Origin of the sequence: Frondihabitans australicus (assembly GCF_003634555.1) — a bacterium.
GTDB classification, from domain to species: domain Bacteria; phylum Actinomycetota; class Actinomycetes; order Actinomycetales; family Microbacteriaceae; genus Frondihabitans; species Frondihabitans australicus.
On record NZ_RBKS01000001.1, the window covers coordinates 1155402 to 1174915 of the forward strand.

A 19514-nucleotide genomic window follows, 5' to 3' on the forward strand; every position below is an offset into this window, starting at 1 on the left:
TGATTCCATGTTCGGCAAGCGCCTGCGGGGAACCGATTCCCCGATCACCCGCGACACCGGATTCGGCGTGGGCGCGCAGGTCTACGTCGTCGATCGATTCGAAGACCCGACGACCCCGTTCCCGGACGGCCCGACGGGCTTCGTGGTGCGTCACGGCGGGTCGGCCTGGGGCCCGGTCTCGGTGATCGGCGGGTCGTCGCGCGTGTGGTGGATCGAGTTCGACACCCCCCAGTACACCGCCGACCTCGAGGGGCCGCTGTCGCGCGTCCAGGTGCCCGAGCGCTACCTGCGGCTCGCGCCGCCGGTGGGGGAGAACGACTACCTCTCGTACTGAACGGACTCGCGGCGTCGTGAGCGCCGCGTGTCACCCGAGCGGGGGGCGCTCGCACTGGGGCTGCCGCGGCCGCACCGGCGAGCCCTACCGTCGGAGCATGATCTCCCCGCGCCTCGCCATCGCCGCCACCGTGCTCACGGTGGCCATCGCCGTGCCGAGCGTGATCGCGGCGAGCGTGTCGGCGGCTCCTGCGCCCCACACGCACTCGCACACGGTCACGAAGCACTAGCCCTCCGCCGGAGCCCTTCTCTCCTTCTTTCGAGTGGCCCGAAACGCACGCCGAACCCCGGTTCCACGTGCATTTCGGGCCACTCGTGGTTGCGGGGAATAGTTGGGCGCGCCATGCGTTGAACGAGATACATGCAAACGCATGGAATCTGACGTAAGGTTGGGGTCATGACACAGGCAGCACAGGGTCCGGTCCAGTTCGGCATCTTCTCGGTCGGCGACATCACGACCGATCCGACGACGGGCATCACTCCCACCGAGCACGAGCGCCTCAAGGCGATGATCACCATCGCCAAGCACGCCGAGGAGGTCGGCCTCGACGTCTACGCGGCGGGCGAGCACCACAACCCGCCGTTCGCGAACTCGAGCCCGACCACACTGCTCGCCATGATCGCGGCGCAGACCGAGCGGATCATCCTCTCGACCGCCACGACGCTCATCACCACGAACGACCCGGTGAAGATCGCCGAAGACTTTGCGCTGCTCCAGCACATCGCCGACGGCCGCGTCGACCTTACTCTCGGTCGCGGCAACACCGGCCCGGTCTACCCGTGGTTCGGCAAGGACATCCGGCAGGGCATCAATCTCGCCATCGAGAACTACGCGCTGCTCCACCGCCTCTGGACCGAGGAGGTCGTCGACTGGAAGGGCCACTTCCGCACGCCCCTCCAGGGCTTCACCGCGACGCCCCGCCCGCTCGACGACGTCGCCCCGTTCGTCTGGCACGGCTCCATCCGCTCGACCGAGATCGCCGAGCAGGCCGCCTACTACGGCGACGGATTCTTCGCCAACCACATCTTCTGGCCCGCGTCGCACACCCAGCAGATGGTGCAGCTCTACCGCGAGCGGTTCGAGCACTACGGCCACGGCCGCGCCGACCAGGCGATCGTAGGCCTCGGCGGCCAGGTGTTCATGGCCAAGAACTCGCAGGACGCCGTGAAGCGGTTCCGCCCCTACTTCGACAACGCGCCCGTCTACGGCCACGGCCCCTCGCTCGAGGACTTCACCGCGCAGACGCCGCTCACCGTGGGCAGCCCGCAGGAGGTCATCGACCGCACCCTCGGCTTCCGCGACTACGTCGGCCACTACCAGCGCCAGCTGTTCCTCATGGACCACGCCGGCCTGCCGCTCACGACGGTCCTCGAGCAGCTCGACCTGCTCGGCTCCGAGGTCGTGCCCGTACTCCGCGCCGAGATGGCGAAAGACCGCCCGGCCGACATCCCCGAGGGCCCGACCCACGCGGGGCTCGTCGCGGCCCGAGACGCCGCCGCTGCCAGCTCTTCGGTCGAGGCGCAGGATCGCGACAGCCTCTCGGCGGAGGTCTCCGCGTGACCGCCAAGCGCCTCGCCGTCGTGTCGGCAGGCCTCAGCCAGCCGTCATCGACCCGACTGCTCGCCGACCGTCTCGCCGAGGCCACCACACGAGCCCTCGCCTCGCACGGCGACGCCGTCGAGGTCGAGGTGATCGAGCTGCGCGACCTCGCGCACGAGATCACCGACAACCTCCTGACCGGGTTCGCGCCTCCGGCGCTGGCCGCCGCCGTCGACGCCGTCACGTCGGCGGACGGCGTGATCGCCGTCACGCCCGTCTTCACCGCGTCGTACAGCGGACTGTTCAAGTCGTTCTTCGACGTCGTCGATAAGGACTCGCTCGAGGGCACTCCGGTGCTCATCGCGGCGACAGCGGGCACGGCGCGGCACTCGATGGTGCTCGACTTCGCTCTCCGGCCGCTGTTCGCCTACCTGCGTGCGGTCGTCGTGCCACTGGGCGTCTTCGCCGCCTCGGAGGACTGGGGATCGGGCTACGGGACGACGACCACGCTGCCCGACCGCGTCGCCCGCGCAGGGGAGCAGCTCGCCGGGCTCATGGCCGGGCACGCGACCACGCGGCCCGACCCGCTCGCGGTCGTCCCGTTCGAGGAGCAGCTGCGACGACTGTCGGCCGAGTAGACCGCAGGAAATGTCTGCGGCGCCCGCTACGTTGAGACGACCATGACCGACACCAGCTCCGCCACCGCAGTCCTCGAACGCTTCCACGAGCGCCGCCACGCTCGCGCCGTCGCCCCGCAGGGGCTGCTGGCGCTCGTCAACACGCAGTGGGTCGACTCCGCGCAGACGATCTGGGGTGTGCCGGGCGAGTGGTCCCCGGCTCCTGCGGGCCTGGGCGGGCTCGCCCTGACCGCGACCGCCGCGGACGGCATCGAGGTCGACGGCGAGATCGTCGACGGCACGGTCTACGTCTCGGGCAGCGACGCCATCGCCCCGTCGACGATCCGCTTCAGCCCGACCGTCACGGGTACGGTCATCGCCAACGACGACAGTTCGTCGTACGCGCTTCGCGTGTGGGACGCCGAGTCCGACGGCATTCGCGCCTTCGGGTCGATCTCGTCCTTCCCGCTCGACGAGTCGTGGGTGATCACGGCCGACTGGGTTCCGACCGACGACGGCGCCGCGGTCGAGATCCAGCACCAGAAGGACGACGCGCCCCGCCGGCGCGACCTGCCGGGCCTGATCCGATTCTCTCGCGACGGCGCCGACTACGAGCTCGCCGCGTTCCCGGCGGGCGACGGCGAGCGGCTCCAGCTGGTCTTCGGCGACGCGACCAACGGAGGCTCGACATACTCGGTCGGGCGCTTCCTCTTCCCGATCCCCGGTGACGACGGCACCATCACGCTCGACTTCAACCAGGCCGTCCTGCCGCCCTGCGCCTTCTCGTACAACTACAACTGCCCGATCCCGCCGAAGCAGAACCGCTTCGCGGTGCCCATCGAGGCGGGCGAGCAGCAGGTGCTCGCCGCCGACGGATCGCTCCTCCACGAGGAGTGATCGCCCCCGTGTCGGGCGGCCGAAAACGGCCAGCCGAGTAGGATCGAACATGTGTTCACCCTGCTCGTCCGCCTCGCCGACGAGTCGATCGCCGCGACGACGTATGCCAGGGACGACACCGGTGAGCTGAAGCAGACCGAGACGCGATCCCTTCCGCCCGGTGACGACGAGGCCCTCCTGGAAGAGGTCGATCGTGGCGAGGCAGAGCACACGCGATGGGTCTGGGACGACACGTTCCGCTGGTACCCCGCGCTCCTCGCGGCGGGCCGGCGCGTCGAACGCTGCGTGGACCTCCGGCTCGTCCACGCCATCCTCCGCCGCTCCGCCTTCACCGCCGGTGCGGCCCTCCACGGCGCGGCGCCCGGCGCGTGGGACGCCGCGCAGGCGGCGGTCGCCGACGCGGGCGCGCTCTTCGTCGTGCAGCAGGAGTCGATCGCCGGCGCCGACGTCGAGTTCCTGCGGCAGCGCGAGGCGATCGAGCGCTCACCCCAGCGCAGCCGACTGGAGCTGCTCTCCGCCGCCGAGTCGACCGGCGCCCTCATCGCCTGCGAGATGCGTCACCGCGGCATCCCGTGGTCGGCGACGCGGCACGACGAGCTGCTCACGGCCGCCCTCGGGCCGCGGCCTCGCGGGGTCGGCGACCGACCCTCCGGGATGCTCGGCGACCTGTCCGCGGTCCGGTCTGCACTCGAAGCGCCCGACCTCAATCCCGACTCGCCCGGAGACCTGATCAAAGCTCTTCGTCAGGCGGGCCTCCAGGTGAAGACGACGCGGCAGTGGGAGCTCAGGGAGCTCGAGCATCCGGCGATAGCGCCGCTCCTGGCCTACAAGAAGAAGCAGCGTCTCCTCGTCGCCAACGGCTGGTCGTGGCTCGACACCTGGGTGGTCGGCGGCCGCTTCCGCCCCGAGTACGTCCCCGCCGCGGCGGCGACCGGGCGCTGGGGCACGTCGGGTGGCGGAGCGCTGCAGCTGCCTCGCGCCGTTCGCGGTGCCGTGACGGCCGACACGGGGTGGAAGCTCGTCGTGGCCGACGCGTCCCAGCTGGAGCCTCGGATCCTGACGGCCCTGGCTCAGGACGAAGCCATGGCGCGCGCGGGCGAGGGCGATCTCTACGAAGGGATCGTCGCCTCGGGCGCCGTCGCGACGCGCGCGGAGGCCAAGGTCGCCATGCTCGGCGCCATGTACGGCGCGACGCAGGGCGACGGCGGCCGGCTGATGCCACGACTGACGCGAGCGTTCCCGAAGGCGATCGCGCTGGTCGAGGCCGCCGCCCGCACGGGGGAGCAGGGCGGCATCGTCACGACCCTGCTCGGCCGCTCGTCGCCGCCGCCCGGCACGTTCGACGCGTCACGCCCGCCGGAGGACGGCCCGGCCGCGGTCGACGGCGGCATGCGGGCCTGGGGTCGGTTCACCCGCAACTTCGTCGTGCAGGGCACCGCCGCCGAGTGGGCGCTGTGCTGGATGGGCGCGCTCCGACGCACCCTGGCCGAACAATGGGGCGCAGGAGCCGAGGCACCCCACCTGGTCTTCTTCCTCCACGACGAGGTCGTGGTGCACACCCCCGAAGACATCGCCGACGACGTGGCCGACGCGGTCCGGGCCGCCGCGACCGAGGCGGGCCGCCTGCTCTTCGGCCGTGCGCCCGTGCGTTTCCCGGTCACCGTGGCCGTCGTCGACTCGTACGACAAGGCCAAGTGACACACGGGCCCACTCTCGGTAATCACACAGTTGTCATTTCGTTATCGAATCCGCCATAATTCACGTAAGTACCGCAGTTCGTTCGTTCACAGGTCGATGGGGAAGTCGCACCTAACGAATGGAGGAACCGTGGCTGACAAAAATCGAACCGCGTCGAGCGCGCGTGGAGTGCTGTTCATCCACTCGTCCCCTCGAGCTCTCAGCCCGCACGTCGAGTGGGCTGCTGGTGGTGCCCTTGGCAGGGCCGTCAACTTCACCTGGAGCGAGCAGCCCGTGCTGAAGGGCTGCCTTCGCGCGGAGTTCTACTGGGAGGGCCCCCAGGGCACCGGCGCGGCCATCGCGTCCGCGCTGCGCGGGTGGGAGCACCTCCGCTACGAGGTGACCGAGGACCCCAGCGCAGGGTCTGACGGCGGTCGCTGGATGCACACGCCCGATCTCGGCGTCTTCTTCGCGCAGACCGACTCCGCCGGCAACACGGTCATCCCGGAAGACCGGATTCGCTACGCGATGGAGATCGCAGGATCCAACACGCTCGAGCTGCACCGCGAGCTGCGGCTCGCCCTCGGCCAGGCGTGGGACGACGAGCTCGAGGCCTTCCGCCACGCGGGTGAGGGCAACCCCGTCGCCTGGCTGCACGCCGTCGGCTAGTCCGCTGCCCCTCCCGCCCGGCGCTGCCTTCCCTCCGGCGACAAAACGCGACACCTGCGACGCCCGGAAGCGTCGCAGGTGTCGCGTTTTGTCGCGATGGGGTGTGCGGGCGGCCGTCGCCTCAGGTCCCGAGCTAGACGGAGCGGAACGCGACGACGGCGTTGTGCCCGCCGAAGCCGAACGACGTCGAGATCGCGACGATGGGCTCGTCGCCGATCGGGCGCGGCTCGGTGACGAGGTCGATGTCGATCGACTCGTCGGTCTGCGTCGTGTTGATCGTCGGCGGCAGCGTCTTCGACTCCAGGGCCTTCACGGTGAACGCCGCCTCGATTGCGCCGGCGCCGCCGAGGAGGTGCCCGGTGGAGGCCTTCGTCGCCGAGATGGCGATGTTGGCCAGGTGGTCGCCGAAGACCCGCTCGAGGGCGCGGATCTCCGCGACGTCGCCGACCGGCGTCGACGTCGCGTGCGCGTTGATGTGACGGACGGCCTCGCGGGGCACGCCGGCCTGGGCCAGAGCATCGATCACGGCGCGAGCACCGCCGGTGCCCTCGGGATCAGGTGCGGTGATGTGGAAGGCATCGCTCGTCACGGCGCCGCCCAGGAGCTCGGCGTAGATGCGCGCCCCGCGGGCGAGAGCGTGCTCCTCGGTCTCGAGCACGAGCGCCGCGCCGCCCTCGCCGAGCACGAAGCCGTCGCGGGTGACGTCGTACGGGCGCGACGCGGTCGCCGGGTCGTCCGTGCGGCTGGAGAGCGCGTGCATCGAGGCGAACGCGGCGAGGGGCAGCGGGTGCACCGACGCCTCGGACCCGCCCGCGATGACGATGTCGGCGTCGCCCTTCTGCAGGTGGTCGTACGCGTTGGCGATCGACTCGGTGCTCGACGCGCACGCTGACACGACCGTGCGCGCCCCGGCGCGGGCGCCGAGCGACATCGAGATGGCGGCGGCCGGGCCGTTCGGCATGAGCATGGGGATGGTCATCGGCAGGACGCGCCGGGCGCCCTTCTCACGCAGGGTGTCCATGCCGTCGGTCAGAGTCCAGATGCCGCCGATGCCGGTGGCCCAGTCGACGAGGAATCGCTCGGGTACGACCTCGGGTGTGCCCGCATCGGCCCAGGCCTCGCGTGCGGCGATCAGCGCGTACTGCGAGGAAGGGTCGAGGCGCTTGGTCTCTTGCCGGGTGAGCTGTTCGGCGGGATCCTGCGCCACCGAACCGGCGAAGCGGATGGGGAGGTCGTACGTTGAGGTCCAGTCGGCCTCGACGGTGCGGATGCCGCTCTTCTTGGCGAGCAAGGCCTCCCACGACTCGGTGAACGTGCCGCCGAGCGGGCTGGTCGCGCCGATGCCGGTCACGACGATCTTCTTGGTCACAGTGTTCTCCTCGAATGCGCACCGCCGCCCGGGGGCGGAGGAGTGCGCGCAGAAACGACTCGGCCCGCGTCGGCGTGGACGCGGGCCGAGTGTCGGGGTGCTTAGCCCTGAGCCTTGGTGATGAAGTTGACGGCGTCGCCGACGGTCTTGAGGTTCTTGACCTCGTCGTCGGGGATCTTCACGTCGAACTTCTCTTCGGCGTTGACCACGATGGTCATCATCGAGATGGAGTCGATGTCGAGGTCGTCGGTGAACGACTTGTCGAGTTCGACGGTGTCGGTCGCAATGCCCGTCTCGTCGTTGATGAGCTCGGCCAGGCCGGCCAGGACTTCTTCGGTGGACTGTGCCATTGTTTCTCTCTCCTTGAGGGTGTCGTTGTGACCGGGGTAAAGCCTATTGCACGTCGTCGCGCCCTACGGCAGGACCACGACCTGCGCGCCGAAAACGAGACCTGCTCCGAAGCCGATCTGCAGTGACAGACCGCCCGAGAGACCCGGGTTCTCCGCCAGCAGGCGGTGCGTCGCGAGGGGGATGCTCGCGGCCGACGTGTTGCCGGTGGTCTCGATGTCGCGGCCGATGACGACCGACTCGGGCAGGCCGAGCTGCTTCGCGAACTCGTCGATGATGCGCATGTTCGCCTGGTGCGGCACGAACGCCGCCAGGTCGGCGGACGTGATGCCGGCCGCGTCGAGGGCCTTCTTGGCGACCTTGACCATCTCCCAGACCGCCCAGCGGAAGACCGTCGGGCCCTCCTGGCGGATGGTCGGCCACGCGACGCTCCCGGCGCCCTCGCGGAACTCCTGATAGGTCGAGGTCATGCCGATGGTCGACCACTCGCCGTCGGAACCCCACACGGTGGGCGAGATTCCGGGCGTGTCGGAGGGGCCGACCACGGCGGCCCCGGCGCCGTCCCCGAGCAGGAACGAGATGGAGCGGTCGGTCGGGTCGATGATGTCGCTGAGTTTCTCCGCGCCGACGACGAGCACGTAGTCGGCGATGCCCGACTTCACCAGGGCGTCGGCCTGGGCGATGCCGTAGGCGTAGCCGGCGCAGGCCGCCGAGATGTCGTAGGCCGCGGCGGGCTTCGCGCCGATCCGCTCGGCAAGCAGGGCCGCCATCGACGGCGTCGGCATGGTGTTGCTCACCGTCGAGACGAGCACGACTCCGATCTGGTCGGCCGTGAGGCCCGCCTTCTCGAGAGCCTCGCGCGAGGCGGTCTCGGCCAGGTCGACGGCCCCGACGTCGTGGCTGGCACGCTTGCGGGTGATCACGCCGGTGCGCTGACGGATCCACTCGTCGCTGGAGTTGATGGGTTCCGCGATGTCGTCGTTGGTGACCGTGAGGTCGCCGCGGGCTCCGCCGAGGGCGAGGATCCGGGTGAACTCGGGGCCGCGATTCTGCTTCAGCACGGGGGTGGTCATGAGGCTGCTCCCTGGAGAAGGTCGACGGCGGCCTGGAGGTCGTCCGGTGTCTTGATGGCGACGGAGGGCACGCCCTTCATGCCGCGCTTGGCGAGGCCGGTGAGAGCACCCGCGGGGGCCAGCTCGATCTGGCCGGTGACGCCGGCGGCGAGGAACGACTCCATGGTCTTGTCCCAGCGGACGGGCGACGCGACCTGCGAGACGAGAAGGTCGAGGTACTCCCGGCCCGAGGCGACGCGCGAGCCGTCGTGGTTCGTGAAGATCGGGGTCGCAGGATCCGAGACCTGCACGGCGGCAGCGGCCTCGCGAAGCGCCGGGATCGCCGAACCCATGTACCGAGTGTGGAACGCCCCCGCCACCTGCAGGGGGATCACTCGCGCCCGGGCCGGCGGCTCGTCCGCGAGCTTCGCGAGGGCCTCGAGGGCGCCCGCGACGACGATCTGGCCGCCGCCGTTGAAGTTGGCGGGCTCGAGGCCCAGCTCGTCGAGCTTGGCGAGCAACTCGGCCTCGTCGGCGCCGAGGACGGCGCTCATTCCCGTCGGCGTCTCGGCGGCGGCCGCGGCCATGCCCTTCGCACGGACGGTCACGAGCGAGACGGCGTCGCCCTCGGAGATCACTCCGGCGAGGGCCGCGGCGGTGAGCTCGCCGACCGAGTGACCGGCGACGGCGCCGACGGTGTCGGCGGAGACCCGCTGGAACAGGGCGCGGGCCGTGAGGAGACCCGCAGCCACGATGAGCGGCTGGGCGATCGCGGTGTCGCGGATCGTCTCGGCGTCGGAGACCGTGCCGTGCGCGACGAGATCCACGCCCGACGCCTCGGAGAGCTGCGCGAGGAGCGCGCGCGCCTCGTCGCCCGAGTCGGGGTCGTCGATCCAGGGGGTCAGGAATCCGGGGGTCTGAGAGCCTTGGCCGGGGGCCGCGAGAACGATCACCGGACCATCCTGCCAACCCTCACGCCGAACGCGGTGTGGCGACTCGACCAAGAATCAGGCGAAACGTTGGAGATCGCACTCAGGTGGACTGCCGTCACGATCGCGCGCCCTTCGTCTTGCCGCGCCCGGTCGGTGCATCCGGGTCGGCGATGGAGCCCAGGATGAGCGCCGCCTGCAGGATCAGAGCCTCGCGCGCCCCGGTGGCGTCCCACCCGATCACGTCGGTCACGCGCTTCAACCGGTAGCGCACGGTGTTGGGGTGCACGAACAGCTCACGCGCCGTGGCCTCGAGCGACCTGCCGTTGTCGAGGTAGCACCACAGCGTGGTGAGCAGCTCGGTCGAGTGGGCCTTCAGCGGCCGGTAGATGCGGTTGACGAGTGTGCCCCGGGCGACCGGGTCGCCGGCGAGCGCGCGCTCGGGCAGGAGGTCGTCGGCCTGCGCGGGACGCGGGGCGTTCCGCCAGGCGCGGGCCACGGCGAAGCCGGCGAGAGCCGCCTTCGCGCTGCCGGAGGCGTCGACGAGCCCCGGGACCTCGTGGCCGAGCACGAGCGGGCCGTCGCCGAAGCCGGGCTCGAGAGCGACGGCGATCTCGGTGAAGGTGGGGCGGGGGCGGGCGGCTGCGGTCGAGGAGCCTCCGCCTGCTCCTGCGCCCTGGTCGCCCTGGGCGATCTCGTCTTCGGTCTCGGCCCGGCCGATCACGAGGACCAGTCGGGAGCCCTGGACCCCGATGAGCACGTCGGCGTCGAGGTGGCGGGCCGTGCGACGGAGCACGTCGACGTCGAGCATGCGAGGGGCGGTGCCGACGAGCACCGAGACCTCGCCGTGGCCGTGCCAGCCGAGAGCGGCGATGCGGCTGGGCAGCTCGTCGTCGTACTCGCCGGAGAGGATCGAGTCGACGACGAGCGCCTCGAGCCGGGCGTCCCAGAGGCCGCGCGCCTCGGCGGCACGGGCGTACACGTCGGCGGCCGCGAAGGCGATCTCGCGGCTGTAGAGCAGGATCGCCTCCCGCAGGTACGGGTCGCGGTCTTGCACCCGGTCTTCGACGACCTCGCAGGTCACCCGGATCAGCTGCAGCGTCTGCTGCAGGCTCACCGAGCGCAGGAGCTCGCGAGGCGCCGCCCCGAACACGTCGGCGGCGATCCACGGTGTCGACCGCGGATCGTCGAACCAGCTGATGAACGACGTGATGCCGGCCTGGGCCACCAGCCCGACGGCCGAGCGCCGCCCCGGCGGCATGGAGCCGTACCAGGGCAGCGTCTCGTCGAGCTTCTTGATGGTCGCCGTGGCGAACTCGCCGGAGACGGTGCGCAACCAGGCCAGAGTCTTCTGCTTCGCCGCGGGATCCTGCTGCGGGCGAGGGGAGCTCACGACCTGATCAGCTCTCACCGCCGGCCGCGCCCGAGGTGCCCGCGGTGACGTCGTGCAGCTGGTAGCGGTCGATCGCCTGCTGGACGACGCTCGGGTCGACCTCGCCGCGCTTGGCGAGGGCCTGCAGCGTGCGGACCACCATGGACGGGCCGTCGATCTTGAAGAACCGGCGAGCGGCCGCGCGCGTGTCGGAGAACCCGAAGCCGTCGGCGCCGAGCGTGTAGTAGTCGCCGGGCACGAACTGACGGATCTGGTCCTGGACGGCGTGCATGAAGTCGGACACCGCGATGAACGGCCCCTCCGCCTCGGCGAGCTTGGACGTCAGGTACGGCGTCTTCGGCTCGGCGTTCGGGTAGAGGAAGTTGTGCTCCTCCGCTGCGAGGCCGTCGCGACGCAGTTCCGTCCAGCTCGTGACGCTCCAGACGTCGGCCGCGATGTTCCAGTCTTCCGCGAGCAGCTGCTGGGCCTCGAGAGCCCACGGCACGCCGACGCCGGAGGCGAGAAGCTGGGCGCGCGGACCGAGGTTCTCGGCGGCCTTGAGCTTGTAGATGCCCTTGAGGACGCCGTCGACGTCGAGGCCCTCGGGCTCGGCCGGCTGCGGCATCGGCTCGTTGTAGACCGTCAGGTAGTACATGACGTTCGGGTCGGAGTGCGTCGGGTTGCCGAGCGCGTCGGTGCCGTACATCCGCTCGATGCCGGCCTTCATGATGTGGCCGATCTCGTAGCCGTAGGCCGGGTCGTAGCTGACCACCGCGGTGTTCGTCGATGCGAGCAGGTGCGAGTGGCCGTCGGCGTGCTGGAGGCCCTCGCCGGTCAGGGTCGTGCGGCCGGCGGTGGCGCCGATGATGAAGCCGCGCGCCATCTGGTCGCCCGCGGCCCACATGGCGTCGCCCGTGCGCTGGAATCCGAACATCGAGTAGAAGACGTAGACCGGGATCAGCGGCTCGCCCTGCGTCGAGTAGCTCGTGCCCGTCGCCGTGAACGCGGCGAAGGCACCCGCCTCGTTGATGCCGACGTGGATGATCTGGCCCTGCGGGCTCTCCTTGTAGGCCAGGAGCTGCTCGCGGTCGACCGAGGTGTAGTGCTGGCCGTTCGGGTTGTAGATCTTCGACGTCGGGAAGTAGGCGTCCATGCCGAACGTGCGGGCCTCGTCGGGGATGATCGGCACGATGCGGTGGCCGAATTCGGGGCTGCGCAGCAGGTCTTTCAGCAGGCGCGCGAAGGCCATCGTGGTGGCGACCTCCTGCTTGCCGGAGCCCTTCTTGACGATGCCGTAGGCGCCCTCGTCGGGCACGTTCACCACGGTGTGCTTGGTGCGACGCTCGGGGATGTAGCCGCCGAGGTCGCGACGACGCGCCTGGAGGTACTCGATCGCCTCGTCGTTCTGACCGGGGTGGTAGTACGGCGGCAGGTAGGGGTTCTCCTCCAGCACCGCGTCGGTGATCGGGATGCTCATCTCGTCGCGGAAGGCCTTCAAGTCCTTCAGCGTGAGCTTCTTCATCTGGTGGGTCGCGTTGCGGCCCTCGAAGGTCGGGCCGAGGCCGTAGCCCTTGACCGTCTTCGCCAGGATCACGGTCGGCTGGCCCTTGTGCTCGCTGGCCGCCTTGTAGGCCGCGTAGACCTTGCGGTAGTCGTGGCCGCCGCGCTTGAGGTGCCAGATCTCCTCGTCGGAGTAGTCCTTGACGAGCTCGAGCGCCTTGGGGTCGCGGCCGAAGAAGTTCTCGCGGACGTAGGCGCCCGACTCGGCCTTGTAGGTCTGGAAGTCGCCGTCGGGCGTGCGGTTCATGAGGTTGAGGAGCGCGCCGGAGGCGTCGTTCGCGAGGAGGGAGTCCCACTCGCGACCCCAAACGACCTTGATGACGTTCCAGCCGGCGCCGCGGAAGAAGCTCTCCAGCTCCTGGATGATCTTGCCGTTGCCGCGCACCGGGCCGTCGAGACGCTGCAGGTTGCAGTTGATCACGAAGTTGAGGTTGTCGAGACCCTCGTTCGCCGCGACCTGGAGCTGGCCGCGCGACTCGACCTCGTCGAGCTCGCCGTCGCCGAGGAACGCCCAGACCTGCTGGTCGGAGGCGTCCTTGATGCCGCGGTTGGTGAGGTACTTCGCGACCTGCGCCTGGTAGATGGCGTTGATCGGCCCGAGGCCCATCGACACCGTGGGGAACTGCCAGTAGTCGGGCATGAGCCGCGGGTGCGGGTACGAAGAGAGGCCGTCGGCGCCGTGCGACTTCTCCTGGCGGAAGCCGTCGAGGGCGTGCTCGTCGAGTCGGCCCTCGAGGAAGGAGCGGGCGTACATGCCGGGGGAGGCGTGGCCCTGGAAGAAGATCTGGTCGCCGCCGCCGGGAGCTCCCTGGCCGCGGAAGAAGTGGTTGTAGCCGACCTCGTAGAGAGCCGCCGAGGACGCGTAGGTCGAGATGTGACCGCCGACCGAGATGCCGGGGCGCTGGGCGCGGTGCACCATGATCGCGGCGTTCCAGCGGAGCCACTTGCGGTAGCGGCGCTCGACCTCTTCGTCGCCGGGGAAGGCCGGCTCGTTCTCGGGCGCGATGGTGTTGATGTAGTCGGTGGTCGGCACCGTCGGGATGTTGACGTGCAGCTCGTGCGAGCGCTGAAGCAGGCTCAACATGATCTCGCGGGCCCGCTCGTGGCCGTGGGCCGCGACGAGGGCGTCGAGCGACTCCTTCCACTCCGCGGTTTCCTCTGGATCCCGATCGAAATCGTCGACCGAATACGGATCCTGTTCGTTGACCGACACCCTTTGACCTCGTTCTTTTGTAGGGAACACAATCTGCACCGGGCCGCCTGAGTGGGTGGCGCCGTGCGCGCGGGTACGTCGTCGTCCGAATGGGTGGGAGACGGGGCAGAACCCGCACGACCACTCTAGTTGCCGAAACCGACAACGCGTTCGTCGCCCCTCCACTCCCTTCGCGTCGAGCGAACCACGTGAACGCGGGGTTGCGTCGGCGTGTCGGCGGCGTAGCATCTCTCTTCGTGCCCGCACGCGCGAGGCGGCACGGAAGGAACCCCGACATGGCTCTGGCGAACGACGTCCAGGCACCCGACTTCGATCTCCCCAACCAGTTCGGCGAGCACGTCCGCCTCACCGACTTCCGCGGAGTCAAGCCCGTCGCCCTCGTGTTCTTCCCCCTCGCGTTCTCCTCGACCTGCACCAGCGAGCTGTGCGCCCTCCGCGACAACATCGCGATGTTCCAGGACCACCGGGTCGAGCTGATCGGCATCTCGGTCGACTCCAAGGCCACGCTGCGCGCCTTCGCCGAAGACGAGGGCTACGACTTCACCCTCCTCGCCGACTTCTGGCCGCACGGAGAGGTGTCGCGCCTCTACGACGTCTTCCTGGAGCACAAGGGCTTTGCGAACCGCGCGACCTACCTCATCGACGCCGCCGGCATCATCCGCGAGCACTTCATCACCGCTCCCGGCGAGGCCCGCTCCATCGACGCGTACCGCGAGGCGCTCGACGCCCTCGTGCCCGTCACCGCGTAGCAGCGCCGGGCGGGGAGACATCAGGGCGCAGGAGCCCCGGATCCTGGGTACGGTCGAAGCCATGGCCGACCAGATCGATCCCCTCCGCATCGAGCCGCAGCTCATGTTCACCGGCGACGCCCAGGCTGCGATCGACCTCTACACCTCCGCGTTCGGAGGCTCCGCCATCGAGCACGTGCAGCGAGCCGACGACGGGACCATCGCCTTCGCGGCGTTCTCGCTGGCCGGGCAGAGGTTCCGCTGCATCGACTCGGCGCCCGTCCACGACTTCACCTTCACGCCGTCGATCTCGCTCGCCGTCGACTGCGCACAGGCCGCCGACGTCGACGCGCTCGTGGGAGTCCTCGCCGCCGACGGCCAGGTCTTCATGCCGCTCGACACGTATCCGTTCAACGAGCGCTACGCCTGGGTCGCCGACCGGTTCGGCGTGTCCTGGCAGATCGGCGTCGGCGCGGCCTGAGGCCGAGTGCGGCCGAGCAGCCACATCGCCAGCGGCAGGGCCACTGCGCCGATGACGGCCCAGGCGAGGTCGAGACCGTCGAGCATGACCACGAACGGCGGGACGATCGTCAGGACGGCCGCCGCCGCGATGACGATCAGCGACGGACGCCGGTCGCCGGCCGGCACCGGGCGGGGAGCACGCTCCAGCCGGCCCACCACGAGCGACACGGTGAAGGCGAGGGCGAGGACGGCGGCGTACATCGGGATCCTGCTGGCCCACCACACCGGAGAACCGGGCACGGGCAGGGGCGCGCCCACGAGCACGAGCGCCCCGGTGAGCAGCACGGCCAGCGGCAGGTGCCACAGGTAGACGGTCATGCCGCGGCTGCCCACGACGAACACGACGTTCTGCGCGGCCCTCGTCTGCATGAGGCGCGCGAGCGCCGGTCGGAAGAGCCGCAGCAGGAAGAGCTGCGCGACGCCGAGCACCGCGAGCGTGGTCATCGGCGGGTTCTGGTCGGTGAGCATGTCGGCCGACCAGATGCCCGAGCGCGTCATCGGCACGAGGAGCGCCCAGCAGGCCAGCGGCACCGCGACGAGCACCGCCACCGGCATGCGCTCGAGCCAGCCCGAGGCGTAGACGAAGCCGAGCTGCTGCACGAACAGCCACACGAACACCATGTTCAGCAGGCCGAAGTCGGTCACACCGGTCGCATGACGGCCCAGGTCGACGAGCAGTCCCGCCGTCGCGAGCACCGCGAGGGTCGCCCACGGGTTCACTCGGTGCAGCCGCGCCATGAGCGGCACGAACAGCTGCGTGATGCCGTACGCCGCGAGGAACCACAGCGGCGACCCGATGCCGACGGCGGTGGTGCGCAGGATCGCGGGAGGCGCCCCGGCGATGGTCGCCACGCCGAGCCCCACCGCGAGGAACACGAACACCGCTGCCGCGGGCCGGCCGAGGCGGAGGAGTCTGCCGCGGACGTAGTCGCCGGCATCCTGCCCCCGGCGCTCGGCCGACGCCCACGCCGTCGCGCTGGCGAATCCGCCGACCACGAAGAACAGGGGCATGATCTGGCCGAACCAGGTGGCCCGGGCGAACCACGGCTCGTGCGTCAGGGGTGCCGTCACGACGAGCGCCCCGGCCGCGGTGCGCGACACGGCGAACATGAGCAGGTGGACGACCACCACGAGGAGCACGCAGGAGGCCCGTGCCAGGTCGACGGTGAGGTCGCGGCCCGCGAGGAGGGCCGTGCGGCTGTCGGTGGAGCGGTCGGCGGGAGCCGGAGCTCCGGCGTGTCGATGAGCGTCAGCGTTCATGTCTGGACGCTATCGGCGGCGTTCGCGGCGGCGCACCGGTCTCGCGGCTGAACCTGTGCATCCGCCCTGCGGACGCCCTGTGGCACCCCGGTGCCACTGGTCGTGGCATCCCGTGGCCCCGCGGCCTCACGCCGTCCCGGCCTCTCGCGTCGGTGTCGCAACGGGTTTCGGCCATGCAGCCAGCGGACTTTCGCTGGCACCATGGCCGGAATCGTGTGCGACAGGAAACGCGCGGCCGGTTCGGTACGATGGTGCGACGCTGCGGCCGAGGTCGCGTGCGGGCCTTTAGCTCAGTTGGTAGAGCGCCACGTTTACACCGTGGATGTCATCGGTTCGAGCCCGGTAGGGCCCACTCACACCTACGTCGTTCTGCCTATGGCCGGCGGCTCGGCCACGAGCGAGAGTTCCTCCACATCAGTGAGGAGGAACACCATGACCGGAACAGCCCTCTCGACCCTGCTCGTGGGCATCGCCTCGGCCGCCGTGGCGGCACTCGGCGCGGTGCTCGGGGTGAGCCGCCGTCGTTCGCGGATCAAGCTCCTCGAGCGGCTGGCGAAGCTCGAGCCCTCCCTCGACGGCGAGGCGCTCGTCGCCGTCAAGAAGCTGCAGGCGGTGCTCGCGGCGAAGCTGCTGGCGCACTACGCGTTCCCGGCCTCGGCGACGATCCGGAATGCGGCCCTCGGCTGCGTCGGTGTCGGCGCACTCGGTGTCCTGGCCTGGGAGTGGCTCGACTTCACCGCGAGGAGCAACGCGCCGCTCGCGATGGAGTGCGCTCTGGCCGTGTCGGCGCTTGCCGCGGTGCTGGCAGTCGTGCTGTTCGGGCTGTGGCCGCTGCTCCTGCACTCGGAACGACGTCAGAGCCGGCTCGCGCCCGTGGCCCCACCCACCGCGGAAGGCGCGCAACCTTCCGGAGAGACCCCTGTCAGAGCCGAGACCAGCCCCGCCTGACGCTGCCGTTTCGGCAGGCCCCGACGGCAACAGCGACGGCACGGCATTTGACGCAGGAGCAGCGGATCCACTTTCGTAAGCGGATCCCCACCGCGCACCGCCGCCTCCCGAGGAGTCGCCCATGACCCAGTCGCCGGACACCGCCACCCGCTCCACCCGCTCGATCGAGGTCCGCTCGATCGACTACGTGCCCCGCAGCGAGCGGCACGGGAAGGTGTGGCACATCGGCCCGCTGTGGTTCATGTGCAACGCGCAGATCACCACGCTGGCCATCGGCGTCGTGAGCTTCGTCGACGGCGGCAACCTGATCTGGTCGCTGATCGCGATCGTGCTCGGCCTCATCATCGGCACGTTCTTCATGGCGGCGCACTCGTCGCAGGGCCCGCAGCTGGGGCTGCCGCAGATGATCCAGTCGCGGCCGCAGTTCGGCTACATCGGCGCGCTGCTCGTGTGGCTGTTCGCGTTCCTGCAGTACGCCGGCTTCAACATCTTCAACACGGTGCTCGCCGGCGAGGCGATCGGCACCGCCATCCACACGGCGACGGGCCTCAACCCGCTCTGGTTCTGGATCGTCACGGTCGTGAGCGCGGTCATCGCCATCGCCGGCTACGACCTCATCCACCGCATGGAGCGCTACCTCAGCTACCTCACGATCGCCGCCCTGGCCCTGCTCACCCTCGCGGGCATCACGCACCTGCACCTGCCGGCGGGCTCGTTCGACCTGGGGCACTTCTCGCCGCTGGCGTTCTTCGCGCAGCTCTCCGTCGTCGCCGGGTACCAGATCTCGTGGGCGATCTACGTCTCCGACTACTCGCGCTACCTGCCCGCCACCACGCCGACCAGCCAGACGTTCCGCTGGACGTTCTGGGGCTCGGCCGTCGGGGGCGCCTGGATGATCTTCCTCGGTGCCTACCTCGCCGCGGCGGTGAAGAACTTCGACGCCGGCGACCCGATCCCGGCCATCGAGCAGGTCTCGAACGACCTGTTCCCCGGCTTCGGAACCATCGCCCTGCTCATCTTCGCGTTCGGGCTCATCGCCGTGATCGTCCTGAACATGTACGGCGGGTCGCTCACCCTCATCTCGTCGATCGACAGCGTCAAGAAGGTCAACCCGACGCTGCTCGTCCGCATCGTCACGGTCGTGATCACGGCGCTCATCTCGGGCGTGCTGGCGCTGTTCGCGTCCAGCAACTTCGCGACGAACTTCTCGTCGTTCCTGGTGCTGGTGCTCTACTTCTTCATCCCGTGGACGGCCGTCAACCTGACCGACTTCTTCATCGTCCGCCGCGGGCACTACGCCATCGCCGAGATCTTCAAGCCGTCCGGCATCTACCGCCGCTGGGGCTGGGCCGGCATCGCGTCCTACCTGATCGGCTTCGTCTGCATGACGCCGTTCTTCAACACGGCCTTCTACGTGGGCTTCATCGCCAAGGCCATGGGCGGTGTCGACATCTCGCTGTTCATCGGGCTCCCGATCGCGGGAGGCCTGTACTGGATCTTCACCCGCGGCCTCGACCTCGACGCCGAGCGGAGGCTCGCCGACGCGCAGGCCGCCGAGCTGGAGGACGCCGCGGAGCACCACCTCGCCGACGGAGCAGCCGTCTGACGGCCACCGTCGGATCCTGCGGCAGGATGGATGCGTGACCACCGACGACGACGCCACCCGAGCCCGCCTGCTCGCCGCCTACGACGAGCAGCTCCGCACCGACGCCGAGACGCCGAGTGCCGTCTCGGTCGAACGGCTCGGCCCGCTGCGGCTCGTCACGTTCGCCAGCGGCCGAGGGTTCATCACGTATCAGTCGCTCGGTGACCTCGGCGAGCCCGAGATCGCGGCCCTCGTGCCCGAGGCCTTCGCTCACTACACGGCGGACGAGACCATCACGTCGGTCGAGTGGAAGACCCGCGGCCACGACCGCGCGCCGGGGCTGCACGAAGCCCTGCTCGCGAACGGGTTCCGGCCCGACGACCCCGAGTCGATCATGATCGGCGATGCGCAGGATCTGATCGCCGACGTCCCGCTGCCACCCGGCGTCGCGCTGTGCCGGGTCACCGACGCCGCCGGCGTCCGCGCCATGTGCGCCATGGAGGCGGGCGTCTTCGGCGACACAGCGGAAGATGCGGCGGGCATGGAGGCGGCGACCCTCGCGAGATTCGCCCGCGACCCCGACATGGAGCTCTGGGTAGCCCTCGCCGGTGACACCGTGGTCTGCGCGGGGCGGCTCGAGCCCGTACCCGGCACGTCGTTCGCCGGGATCTGGGGCGGGGCGACGCTGCCCGAGTGGCGGCGCAAGGGCATCTACCGCGCACTCACCGCGGCTCGGGCACGGTCGGCCGTCGCCCTCGGCAAGACGCTGATCCACAGCGACTCGACGGAGTTTTCGCGGCCCATCCTCGAGCGCTCAGGGCTGCTCAAGGTGTCGACGACGACCCCGTACGTCTGGAAGCGGGGCTAGCGCTGCGACCGCCGAGACACGCCTGAC

Annotated in this window: 19 protein-coding genes and 1 tRNA gene; 13 read left to right on the top strand and 7 right to left on the bottom strand. The window is 70.1% G+C overall.

Annotation, left to right across the window (positions count from 1 at the left end; genetic code table 11):
- The first annotated feature begins 7 nt into the window (after positions 1–7).
- From C8E83_RS05290 to C8E83_RS05315, 7 genes are all read left to right on the top strand, one after another.
- Positions 8–334, top strand: a complete 327-nt coding sequence (locus C8E83_RS05290; protein WP_121368765.1) for a hypothetical protein — start codon at positions 8–10, stop codon at positions 332–334.
- A gap of 97 nt (positions 335–431) precedes the next feature.
- Positions 432–563 (top strand): hypothetical protein, encoded by a 132-nt coding sequence (locus tag C8E83_RS20000; protein WP_281270797.1) that lies wholly within the window; start codon positions 432–434, stop codon positions 561–563.
- Positions 564–730: 167 nt separating this feature from the next.
- Positions 731–1894 (top strand): LLM class flavin-dependent oxidoreductase, encoded by a 1164-nt coding sequence (locus C8E83_RS05295; protein ID WP_121368766.1) that lies wholly within the window; start codon positions 731–733, stop codon positions 1892–1894.
- Positions 1891–2511: an FMN reductase gene (locus C8E83_RS05300; RefSeq protein WP_121368767.1), complete on the top strand. Its 621-nt coding sequence runs from the start codon at positions 1891–1893 to the stop codon at positions 2509–2511. Before C8E83_RS05295 ends, C8E83_RS05300 begins: the two co-directional genes overlap by 4 nt.
- A gap of 42 nt (positions 2512–2553) precedes the next feature.
- Positions 2554–3387, top strand: coding sequence for a DUF1684 domain-containing protein (locus C8E83_RS05305; protein ID WP_121368768.1), 834 nt, complete (start codon positions 2554–2556; stop codon positions 3385–3387).
- 51 nt (positions 3388–3438) lie between these two features.
- Positions 3439–5085 (top strand): bifunctional 3'-5' exonuclease/DNA polymerase, encoded by a 1647-nt coding sequence (locus tag C8E83_RS05310; protein ID WP_245981433.1) that lies wholly within the window; start codon positions 3439–3441, stop codon positions 5083–5085.
- A gap of 168 nt (positions 5086–5253) precedes the next feature.
- Positions 5254–5733, top strand: coding sequence for a DUF3145 domain-containing protein (locus C8E83_RS05315; protein WP_245981885.1), 480 nt, complete (start codon positions 5254–5256; stop codon positions 5731–5733).
- A gap of 133 nt (positions 5734–5866) precedes the next feature.
- Here C8E83_RS05315 and C8E83_RS05320 read toward each other — a convergent pair whose 3' ends face one another.
- The 6 genes from C8E83_RS05320 to aceE all read right to left on the bottom strand — a co-directional run bounded on the left by C8E83_RS05320 (position 5867) and on the right by aceE (position 13576).
- Positions 5867–7102, bottom strand: a complete 1236-nt coding sequence (locus tag C8E83_RS05320) for a beta-ketoacyl-[acyl-carrier-protein] synthase family protein (protein WP_121368770.1) — start codon at positions 7100–7102, stop codon at positions 5867–5869.
- Between the two features lie 101 nt (positions 7103–7203).
- Positions 7204–7452, bottom strand: coding sequence for an acyl carrier protein (locus C8E83_RS05325; protein WP_121368771.1), 249 nt, complete (start codon positions 7450–7452; stop codon positions 7204–7206).
- A 63-nt stretch (positions 7453–7515) separates the two neighbouring features.
- Positions 7516–8523: a beta-ketoacyl-ACP synthase III gene (locus tag C8E83_RS05330; protein WP_121368772.1), complete on the bottom strand. Its 1008-nt coding sequence runs from the start codon at positions 8521–8523 to the stop codon at positions 7516–7518.
- Entirely contained in the window at positions 8520–9455 is a 936-nt protein-coding gene (locus tag C8E83_RS05335; RefSeq protein ID WP_121368773.1) for an ACP S-malonyltransferase, read from the bottom strand. The genes C8E83_RS05330 and C8E83_RS05335 overlap by 4 nt, the downstream gene beginning before the upstream one ends.
- 94 nt (positions 9456–9549) lie before the next feature.
- The gene (locus C8E83_RS05340; RefSeq protein ID WP_121371752.1) at positions 9550–10824 is read right to left on the bottom strand and encodes a PucR family transcriptional regulator; all 1275 of its coding nucleotides are present in this window, start codon (positions 10822–10824) and stop codon (positions 9550–9552) included.
- Between the two features lie 7 nt (positions 10825–10831).
- Positions 10832–13576, bottom strand: a complete 2745-nt coding sequence (aceE, locus tag C8E83_RS05345) for a pyruvate dehydrogenase (acetyl-transferring), homodimeric type (RefSeq protein WP_121368774.1) — start codon at positions 13574–13576, stop codon at positions 10832–10834.
- A 275-nt stretch (positions 13577–13851) separates the two neighbouring features.
- Here aceE and C8E83_RS05350 point away from each other — a divergent pair, with 275 nt between their 5' ends.
- Both C8E83_RS05350 and C8E83_RS05355 read left to right on the top strand, forming a co-directional pair.
- The gene (locus tag C8E83_RS05350) at positions 13852–14325 is read left to right on the top strand and encodes a peroxiredoxin (protein ID WP_121368775.1); all 474 of its coding nucleotides are present in this window, start codon (positions 13852–13854) and stop codon (positions 14323–14325) included.
- 61 nt (positions 14326–14386) lie between these two features.
- Positions 14387–14785, top strand: a complete 399-nt coding sequence (locus C8E83_RS05355; protein ID WP_121368776.1) for a VOC family protein — start codon at positions 14387–14389, stop codon at positions 14783–14785.
- Here the strand turns inward: C8E83_RS05355 and C8E83_RS05360 are convergent.
- The gene (locus tag C8E83_RS05360; protein ID WP_121368777.1) at positions 14725–16086 is read right to left on the bottom strand and encodes an acyltransferase family protein; all 1362 of its coding nucleotides are present in this window, start codon (positions 16084–16086) and stop codon (positions 14725–14727) included. The two genes, C8E83_RS05355 and C8E83_RS05360, sit on opposite strands and share 61 nt — an antisense overlap.
- 279 nt (positions 16087–16365) lie before the next feature.
- On the opposite strand from C8E83_RS05360, the gene C8E83_RS05365 reads away from it, so the two are divergent.
- The 4 genes from C8E83_RS05365 (at position 16366) to C8E83_RS05380 (ending at position 19487) form a co-directional block, all read left to right on the top strand.
- Positions 16366–16438: transfer RNA gene (locus C8E83_RS05365), tRNA-Val, on the top strand.
- An 80-nt stretch (positions 16439–16518) separates the two neighbouring features.
- Positions 16519–17034, top strand: coding sequence for a hypothetical protein (locus tag C8E83_RS05370; protein ID WP_121368778.1), 516 nt, complete (start codon positions 16519–16521; stop codon positions 17032–17034).
- 121 nt (positions 17035–17155) lie between these two features.
- Positions 17156–18640: a purine-cytosine permease family protein gene (locus tag C8E83_RS05375; RefSeq protein WP_121368779.1), complete on the top strand. Its 1485-nt coding sequence runs from the start codon at positions 17156–17158 to the stop codon at positions 18638–18640.
- Positions 18641–18674: 34 nt separating this feature from the next.
- Complete coding sequence (locus C8E83_RS05380; protein WP_211331666.1) at positions 18675–19487, top strand: GNAT family N-acetyltransferase; 813 nt, start codon at positions 18675–18677, stop codon at positions 19485–19487.
- The last annotated feature ends 27 nt before the right edge of the window (positions 19488–19514 follow it).